General features: G+C 45.5%; 4 protein-coding genes. 1 reads left to right on the top strand and 3 read right to left on the bottom strand.

Annotated features, from left to right (window positions below):
* Positions 1–253: 253 nt before the first annotated feature.
* On the bottom strand, positions 254–5,998 hold the full coding sequence (locus tag NMU02_RS13590) for an alpha-2-macroglobulin family protein (RefSeq protein WP_255028513.1): 5,745 nt from the start codon (positions 5,996–5,998) through the stop codon (positions 254–256).
* Positions 5,999–6,242: 244 nt separating this feature from the next.
* Between NMU02_RS13590 and NMU02_RS13585 the strand changes: the two genes are divergently transcribed.
* On the top strand, positions 6,243–8,900 hold the full coding sequence (locus tag NMU02_RS13585; RefSeq protein ID WP_255028512.1) for a transglutaminase-like domain-containing protein: 2,658 nt from the start codon (positions 6,243–6,245) through the stop codon (positions 8,898–8,900).
* 23 nt (positions 8,901–8,923) lie between these two features.
* Here the strand turns inward: NMU02_RS13585 and NMU02_RS13580 are convergent, their stop codons facing one another.
* Positions 8,924–9,619 carry an Lcl domain-containing protein gene (locus tag NMU02_RS13580; protein ID WP_255028511.1) on the bottom strand — a complete coding sequence of 232 codons (696 nt, stop codon included), beginning with the start codon at positions 9,617–9,619 and terminating at the stop codon, positions 8,924–8,926.
* An 8-nt stretch (positions 9,620–9,627) separates the two neighbouring features.
* Positions 9,628–10,421, bottom strand: a 794-nt coding sequence (locus NMU02_RS13575; RefSeq protein ID WP_494337088.1) for a DUF4906 domain-containing protein, incomplete at its 5' end; no start/stop codon positions are given.

The following is a 10,421-nucleotide window of genomic DNA, read 5'->3' as shown; positions in this document are numbered from 1 at the left end:
AAGTAACCAAATTTTAATATCGTACCAACAATTTTAATAGAAAACAGGATGAAATGTTTTAAAATACATTAATAATGAGATCGACATTACCTTTGTTGCACTTCCAGGGAGATCCTTCGGCGCTACCTCAGGATGACAGAGGAGGACTCAGAAGTACCAAAAAATCCCTCCGTATGACAAGGCATTCGCCCTGTTATACGGAGGGAATGAGTTCGAGACAGAAGAGAACCTCGGAAAGAAGTTGTCACCGAACTTATTCTACGATAATCGCCCCTCCCGCCGTATTAGAAACGAACTGCGGTGCGTACAAACACTGTATGGTAGCGATACCATTAGTATAAGTACCGGGACGATCTGCTCGTACATAATAATCGAATACATAAGTTCCTTTCGGCAAATAGTCGAAATAGAAAGTCGTGGAGGCATCACGGGTTTCGAGGAAATAAGGAATACGATCGGAATACCGGTAAGAAGACAACTGATCCACCGGTTCGAAACATGCCGCCCGTTGGTCTTTCAGACTCACAAACTGTAAATCCTGATTCACCTTAATCACCAGACGCACATTTATTTTGTCTCCTACCTTAAGTTGAGTCGTATTCAACGGAACATATTCAACCCCCGAAGCACTTACTTTCTCAACATACAGTTGTCGTTCGATCGACAAACCGCCAGACGACGATTTATTTATATTTTTAAAATCATCGAAGTACTGACGATACAAAGCTCCGGAGGAGGGCTGACGGTTATTGTTTTCGATTTCTACATCAGCCAGTTCGGGTGTAATTTCCTTACCCTGACGGGTATACTGTACATAACCCGTAAGAGCTTCAGCCGTATTTCGAGGCATCAGTTCACCACCCCAACGTATTTGCGCATCGTCGCTACCGCCCAGCCAGTCGCTTCCTGTATTCAATAAAACATATATCGCATCTACAGTAGAAGGAACAGAACCCCAATTTTGCGTTTTTTTCTGTTGTAACAGCCATTGTTTCATCTGATTGAGACGAACCGTATCGGGAGCAATTTCTGCAAATGCATCCATAATAGCGGTATGTTCCTGAATCGCACTATTCCGGGAATAAACCGACGAACGGTTATTTTGCCAGAACATCCCCCCGTCAGGCGTTACAGTAGCATACTGACTTAAAGATTTCAGAATCGCTTTAGCATCATCGGTAAAACCATACCGGTATAATGCCACCGCTCCGAGGGCCTTTTCATATAAAGAAGACTTCCACCAATTCGCCCTGAAATCGGCAATTAATTTTTTATGTACAGGTAAAATCGATCCGGCAAGCGGTATATCACGGTATGCGCTACGCACATTAAGGTACAATATCCTATCGTAATTTACCGTTGCATTTCCTTTTTTTACACTCTCTACCATATTACTGTCGATATAAGCGATTGCCCTCATCTGCATCATCTTTTCAGCATTGCCGTATTCGGCCATCCCTAAATGAGTAAGTTGGGCCATCGCCCCCAAAACGTTATAAGTAATGAACGGACTCGGGTTCATATTCCTGAACCAACTCCATCCACCGGCAGCGGTTTGCAGTTTTCTCAGCTTTTCCAACGCCTCTTTTTTAAGACCTTGCGCCCGGTTTATATTCAATAATGAAGACAAACTCTGCATACGCTCGGTCTCGCTGGTCGCAGCCATTACCCAGGGTGTCTCAGAAAGCAATACATTTTTAAGCTCCTGATTTTTCTCCAGATCGGAACGTAAAGTTTTTACATTCCCCTTATCACTTTCCCAGCTTTTTATTGCTGCCATTACCTTTTTATTTTGGCGGGCAATCCCCTCGGCAACTGTGTTCGCATAGTAAGCAGCAAGCACATCGGTTGCGTTAGTACCGGTATTTTCGATCAGCGAAGGCAATGCAAGAACGGCATACCAAGTCGGATTAGACGAATATTCCAATGTCAACCGATAGTTTTTCGCACCGGAGGAAGACTTCATCTGTAAACTTTTCATCTCGAAAGTTTCGACGTTTTTATCTCCGTTCATATTTATCTGCATCGCTTCGGTCACCAGCGCACGCACGGGAAGTACAGGCAATAAATGCTGTTCTCCGTCAGACGTATTCGGTGAAACGGCCCTCACCCTGAACCCGACGAGGTCGACATCTTCGGGAGCCGTAAATTTATAAACAGCCGTACGGGATTTGCCCGGATCGAGAATAAAGGCCTGCGATACCGTATTTGCAACCTTCCCGGTATACGGATCGAAAAGATCGAATATAACAACCCCCTCCTGTACGATATCACCCGTATTACTGATCAGAGTAGCAATACTTACTTCGTCTCCCTGCCGCACGAACCTCGGAACATTCGGGGCAACCATCAGTTTTTTCCGACTGACGGCTTTCAGATCTTTCTGACCGTAAAACAAATCCTTTGTAAAAGCCAATGCCATAAACTGCCACTCGGTATTCGATTCGGGAACGGTAAAGGTTAAAGAAACCTCTCCCGACTCATCGGTTTGTAATTTAGGATAGAAAAATGCGGTTTCGTTAAAATCCTGCCGGTACACCGGTTCTTGTCCGGCAACAGCGTCCTCCGCTTCCCGGTCTTGGGCCATCCCGCCTACCAAAACATCTTCGGATCTCTCCTTTTTCATTACGCCGTTCGCGGAAACACCCCGAACGACAACCTCACTCAACGGAGCAGAGCTTTCCTGTACCGATAAGAACGGCTGAGGTTGATTAAATCCGTATCTTTCGTCAACAGACAAGCCATACAGAAAATTCAGTTTATCGAAATCAAAAGGTTTGCAAATCGGCCCCGAATTAAATTCGGGAGAACGGGATACGCTATGATTAGGCCATATCCAGTTCCAGAAAATATACGGACGGTATATAGGATATACAGGTTGAAAATACCATTTATGTGACAGAATCGAGTTCAGCGACGCATCGTACATCTCGGCCATAAATCGAGCCGAAACCGGATTTCCTTTTTCATCTTTTACCGTAAAACTCCATGTCTCTTTTTCTCCGGGAGTAAGTTTATCCCTGAAAGTAGAAGTCACGATCTGTAATTTACGATCGGGCTTTTCCGGTACGATAAAGACTGATTGCTGATAAGCCCTTCCCTCTTTCGCCAATAATAACTGCACCGTAAGAATATCTCCATAAGATGTTTTATAGGGTATTTTTATCTGTTTATTTCTATTGCTCACTTTTATCCATTTACTATCGATGAGCGTAGTCCCTTCATAAAGGTCATATCTGATCCAGGCATTTTTACACGACGAACCGAAAACAACGGATGCTGTCTCCCCTTTTATAACCTTCACTGTAGATTCCGGGACCCACAATGGAGTTACAACCGGCGGTTTTTTATCAGAAAGACTATACAAAACGATATTACTTTCTTCGCTCACCACATTTCCGTTCGGAGCCGTAACCTGTACCACCAAACGATAAGGTCCCGAAGGCAATTTACTCCAATCGGCCCGTTCGGGAATTTTGGTAGAAAGGAAACTGTATTCTTCCCGCTGCATGTGTATCTTATAATCGGAGATATTGTTTTTGATACCCGGTTTATCGGTATCGTATAAAGAATACAAAATATATTTACAGGATAATGCCGTGCTGTCGGGCGTCGACCTCCGGATAGAAATATCGAATGAAACCGGTTTCGATTTATCCGCTTTATCGGGAAGCGTAACGTTTACACGAAGCGAAGTATCTCCCACCGAGAGAACTATTTTCTGTTCTTGAGTCTCACCTGTGGCAGAAGTAACATTTACCGTCACCTGATAGTTATAAGAAACATTCGTATTCAGCAAATCTTCTTCCGGTTTCTGAGGTACGAAACGGAAAGAAAAGTTACCGTTCTCATCGGTCACCGTCGTTCCTTCGGCCACCTGTTTTTGCGGTGCATTTCCCCAACGGAACCAACTCCTCAACCGTTCTATCCGATACGAAACAGTAGCTCCCGCTACACTAACGCCCGAAAAACGCATCGCATTTCCACTAATATCTACAATTTTACCGAAAGCATACGCTTGTTTTCCCTTATCGAGCGTAATACGAAATGAAGGACGTTTATATTCGGCCACCTGTATATAAAGAGATTTATACAGCGGTTTTACCACCCGTATACTGTACGACCCCGGAGATGCATGTGCAGGAAGGTTAAAAGAACCGGAAAACGAACCGAATTCATCGGTAACGAGCGAGGTGGAAGACAAAACTTCTCCTCTGTCGAGTAACTCTATTTCTACTTTTTCATTTGCGATGATACGATTCTCATTTTCGCCTATTTCCCCGTATATACCCGAGAAATATACGGTTTGACCGGGACGATAAACGCTACGGTCCGAAAACAACCAAATATTATTTTGCGAATGTTTTTTGGTAGAAGGCCCATAATAATCATTTATATATCCCATTCGGGTCGAATCGTTCTTCATAACTACCCGGTACCAATTTCCCTCTTCGGTAATCTTATGCCGGAGGGTACCGTCTTTCCCGACTTTCAATTTTTCGATCTCTTTTTCCGCATCATCATATATGATCACTTCGGCGTTGCTGATGGGTTTGCCCGTCATACGATCGACGACGATCCATTGAGACATTCCCGGCCCCGAGGCTCGATTTAATGCCATTAAACGACTCACTTTAAAGGTTACCCATACGGCAAGACTATCGATACGATCGGGAAGGATTTTTAAACGATAAGTCCCTACCGGAAGGGAAGGCAATTTTACCGTATCTTGTTTATCGAAATAATTAAACCGGTGGGCTGCAGTCACCGTATTTCTGTAAATCGTGTCCTCCGCGCCCGCCTGTGTTATAGAATATAAAAATATTTCGAACGAACCGATGTTTCGATATCCCACTTCACAAGCGGGTTCTTCATCTATTCCCACCGTTTCGGAAATACTCGCTACCAAAGAAGGGAAAGTAATCTCTTTAATCAGGCCTGCCAAACAAATACTTCCATCAAAACCAGGGTACTGTTTTACAATCCCTTTACACTCTTGTAAAAAATTTCCGAGATTTTCTTCATCTCTGTTCGAGCGGTAAATATTCAGCAATTGCCTCGCCACTTCGGTAACATATTCGTTATCTCTATATTCCCGCATTAACTCCCGCAACCGTTGCGTATACAAAGAATCATGGGTATACTGACGATTTGCGTATGCGAGACGGTCGAGATCGGTCATCAGAAAAGCCTCTGCATTATTATCCTTACTGTGAAAAGCCAATAATTGCTGATAAATACCTAAAACCGCTTTCTCGTCATCGGAACCTGAAAAATTAAAATCGTATCCGATAAATTCCTTTGCCGGCGCCAGAGCCCTTTCTTCATTTACAGGCTCCGCATCCGGGAAAACCGAACGAGCGTATCCCGACAAAGTTTTATATATCGAAATCGCCCGAAAAGCCAGAAAATCAAAGAGGGTAGGCCTTAACGTGGGAGAACTTTTTCCTTCTATCAACGCAGCCCGGTACTGATTCGCCGGTATATGCTGTAAGTCACCGGCAGGTTGCAGCGATTGCCGCAAAAGCGTATCGCACTTGAGCAGAAACATTTTTCCACTCCATTCGGCGATATCTTCCGGACGTGTATCGGCCAACATATCCCGGCGATTATAGCGATATGCATCCTGCAAATAATAGCCCTGATAAAGGCTTGCCAAGAAAGAATTCAATACCGCTTTTCCGGCCTTATCGCCGGTATGCAAAATTATTTCTTCGGTTCTTTTTATAATCGCAGGGAAACTATCCTGCGATATCAACAACTGATAAGTCGTATAATCCGCTAAGGATTTTATGATCATGGGACCGTCATTTCCTTTTATTGCAGCTTGCAAAGCCTCTTCCGATTTAGCCAAAGCCAAAGCCGGATTTTTAAAGTTCTCTATCTCCGCATCGGAAATTTTTACACCATGCGGAATCCCCTCTATCTGGGCAAATACCGGCAAAACGGACAAAGAAAGCATAAACGCAAACAGCACGCTCTTAACCATTTTATTCATATCATCACTTTTTAAGAACAACATTAAAGTTGTAATGAAAGTTTTAATCCGATAGTAAAGATAACGATATCCTGTTAAATATCGGCTTTTACTTTATTTAAAATTTATAAACAAAGAATGACTACCACAACTTTATTTTCACCCCTACAGAAAGCAAGATATTAAAAATAAGTTATGTATATTTGTCAAAAGACAGAAAGCGAGCCTTATGCAGCGATCTGTTTCATGTAAATTTCATCTCATTATGAAAATAAGAACGAGTTGTTGCGCTTTTGCATTAGCTGCGGCATTTCTATTTCAAGGCTGTACTCAGAAAAAACACCTGATTGTCGACGAAGATTATCGCCAACAGGTAGAAACACAATTCGAAGCCCGTAAAAAACTGGCTGAGAACCGGGATTCGGCCCTGTTCAGTATTTTCGAGAAAGAACTCTCGACAGAACAAAGAGAAGCTCTCCAATATCTATACGCTTATATGCCGCTAAGCGACCTGGCAGATTACGACGGAGATTTCTTCCTCCGTCAGGTCGATTATGCCTTAAAAGCCCGCAGCGAGTTTCCGTGGGGAAAAGATATTTCAGAAAAAGATTTCCTTCATTTCGTACTTCCTTACCGGGTAAATAACGAGAACCTCGATACGGCCCGAATCGTATTTTATGAAGAATTGAAAGACCGTATTCAGGGAATGAATGCTTCAGAAGCCGCATTGGAAGTTAACCACTGGTGCCACGAAAAAATGTGTTACCGGGGCAGCGACGGTCGTACTTCCTCTCCGTTAGCCTCGATGCGAACATCTTTCGGACGCTGTGGTGAAGAATCTACCTTTGCCGTAACTGCTTTACGAAGTGTCGGAATTCCAGCCAGACAAGTCTATACTCCCCGTTGGGCGCACCAAGACGACAACCATGCGTGGGTAGAAGTATTTACCGATGGTAAATGGCATTATATGGGAGCCTGCGAACCCGAAGCGAGATTGGATGTCGGATGGTTCGACGTCCCGGCCAAACGAGCCATGATGATACACACCAAAGCCTTCGGCACATACGAAGAAACGCCCGAAGTAAACGTAAAAGAAAAATGCTTTTCGGAACTGAATGTATTGCCGAACTACACCGATACAAAAACCGTCGTCGTAAAAATCATCGATTCGGAAAAACATCCGGTAGGCGGTGCGAGAGTAGATTTCGGACTATACAATTACGCCGAATTCTATCCTATCGTCACCAAATATACAGGAGCTGACGGAATCGTTTCGGCCAAAACCGGTAAAGGAGACCTTTGTATATGGGCTTCGAAAGGAAACTTATACGATTACAGCCTGTTACGGGCAGATCAGGATACAATCACCCTGATTCCGAATAAACAACCAGGAAAAGAATATACCGAAAATTTCGATCTGACCGTACCCCCTGAAAAACCAGTGGAAATGCTCGATGCCGCTCTTATAAAAGCCAACTCGGAAAGACTCGTGCAGGAAGACTCGATACGTAACGCCTATATGACTACATTTATGCAACCGGAAGAGGCGGAGTCGCTCGCCCTGAAACTCAAACTCGACAAAGCGGAAACCGCCCGCTATATAGCACTCAGTTATGGTAATCATCCGGAGATCGTCTCGTATCTCACCGCTAACGCATCATTGCCATACGCGCTTTCTTTTCTCGGCAGCCTTTCGGAAAAAGACCTGCGCGACACCCCAGCCGGAATACTCGAAAACCACCTGAATGAAGCTGTTGAAAACCCCGGTTTGTCCAAAGACATCTATATCGAAGGCATATTATCGCCCCGTATCGAACTGGAAATCATCCGGCCCTGGCGCAATAAACTTAAAAAAGATTTTTCGCCCGATTTTATCAATAAATCGAAAGAAGATATTTCGATCCTCACCGATTGGGTAAAACAAAATATAACCGTAGATACCGAAAATAATTTTTATAATTGCCGCATCACTCCCTTGGGGGTACATCAACTGAAAGTAGCCGACCCCATTTCCCGAAACATATATTATGTAGCTCTTTGCCGCGATATGGGCATACCGGCACGTGTAAATTCGGTGACGGGAAAAGTACAGCACTACGACGGAAAAGACTGGCAGGATATTGCTTTCGAGACCGAAACCGTCACGGGAAAACGAGGAACGTTGATATTGGAAAATTCCCCGGACAACCCGGTAAAACCCCAATATTACAGCCATTTTACTTTACAGAAATACGATAACGGCATCTTCCGTTCGCTGGATTATGAAGGGAAACCCGTTATGAATACTTTTCCGGCCGCCCTATCCCTCGAACCGGGTTATTACCGCATTATGACAGGCAGCCGATACAACGACGGGAATGTAAGAACCCGTATCCGGTATTTCAATATCGCCGAAAACGCAGTTTGCAAAATACCGGTGCAATTGCTTCCCCTTGAAGAACGCATCGAGATATTGGGAACCATAGACATGGATACACCGGTAACCGACACGAACGAAAATGCCGTTACATTAAAAGAATTGGCCGGAGAAAACGGAATCGCACTTTCGGTCATCGACCCGGGGAGCGAACCGAGTCGCCACATCCTTGCCGATTTACCGGCCGTAAAAACAACATTCGAGCAATGGGGAGGAACGATTCTTATTATGATCCCCGACGATAAACAGTCGTCCTTCTCCCCCGAAAGTTATAAAAACCTGCCCGGAAACGTACGTTATGGTATCGATAAAGACCGTATCCTGTTAAAACGAATATTGAAATCGTGCGGGAAAAGCGATGAAGTGTTACCCACCAGCGTATTTATCACGCCTGAAGGAAACATCGTTTTTATGGCGCAAGGTTACCGAATCGGACTGGGAGAAAATCTCTTACGGGTAAGTAAATTAGCGGCAACTTCGGATAATCGCCCTGCCCGCAAGAATTGAGAATGTTACCCCACCCGCTGTCATCAGTAATCGCTGATACAACGGACATAGTATTTGTAGTTTTTACCAATCTGATTCGAAATCCTCTCGGCATAATAGGGGCTGTAGAATGCTACATACCAAGCATCGCTGCCCGACTCTTCGGTCGCACTCCAGTATCTCTTTTCGGTACTTGATGCTCCCATCATCTTGTTCGAAGGATAAATGACATCGATCCCTTGCACGAGCAACAACATCAGTTGCAACTCGCGCTGGGTAGGCAGCCGCCAGTGCCGCCCGCCCGTCGTTAATGTGTTGCATCCGCCTGTGACAGGACTGGCAAAGTCGGCAGCGAGATTGCTGTTCGCACTGTCATCGAAACCCGAAGCTTTCGCCCACGTCACTCTATCTCCCCCTGGTAAATCTGTCGGCGCCACGATAAACCGCGCCGAGAGTTTGCTGTTGATATCGGGGTTGTCCCCGTTCCCTCTGTCCACCTGATGGCGTATCGTCGCCCCGTCGCGGGTAAGTACCGTGCCCAGCGGCCAGATCGCGCTTGCGGGTATCCCCTCGGCATATACTACGGCCACTTTGTCGGTAAAACCGGTGACGGTCTCTCGTTTTACATGCTGGGCGGCCGCCCCGGTCACGTTAAGCACCCACAGCACCGCCACATACCACACGGGTATACACCGGCGGGCAAAACCGTTTATTCTTTTCATATTTTGTTGTTTTTTCATACTGTTCTTCAATAATTTATCGTACGCATTCCCCTCACCCAAAAAGCCTCATATTCCCGAGTTACACCCACGTTGCCCTTAGGGGTAATATAATAAATATAAGTATATCGAGTCGACGACCAGTATACGGGAGACATGGTAGAGGCATAGGCCGCAGCGGAGAGCCAGGTACCTATCAACTGATAGATCGAAGGCAGGTACCAGTCGGTCTCGGCGTAGGGATGATCCAGCGGCCCGTTCAGCCCGGCATAACAGGCATAAGGCGCTATAAGAGATGTTTTATGGGTACCGTCACCATACATCATCCACGCATTGGTATTGGCGAAACCGTCGGTGTACGACATTTGGGATTCGGGCAGATGAATATCTTCTGAAGAAAACCGCATCTGCGTAAGGCCGGCATCCAGGTCGGCATCGGCAGGCGCTACGACATCCTGGGCAGTGACTTCCACCCTTTTTTCGTACCGGAAGGTCTCCGCCACGTCATCGGTGAGCGCCACCTCGTTTCCGGCGGCATCATAGGCTTTAAAGGAGCCCCCGAAATAGCCGGGGATGAGTTTTACCACGTGGGGATCTTGGTCGGATAACCCTTTCAGCCGGATCGTATAATTCAGATGATAGTTCCCCGGCAAGCTGTAATTTTCGGCAAAGTTCAACCCGAGAGGTATACGGTATGTCACCATGTCTTTTACGATTCCGGTTCCGGTTCTTTCCTGTCCCACGATTTGCAGATAGGTACTCCCTATCGGGGCGTTGGGACGGCGGTCGTAAAACGTCGTGCCCGGAACGTCCGGCTGCAGGT

It is taken from the genome of Coprobacter tertius, from assembly GCF_024330105.1.
Lineage (GTDB): Bacteria > Bacteroidota > Bacteroidia > Bacteroidales > Coprobacteraceae > Coprobacter > Coprobacter tertius.
This window is presented reverse-complemented; position numbering and strand designations above follow the sequence as displayed.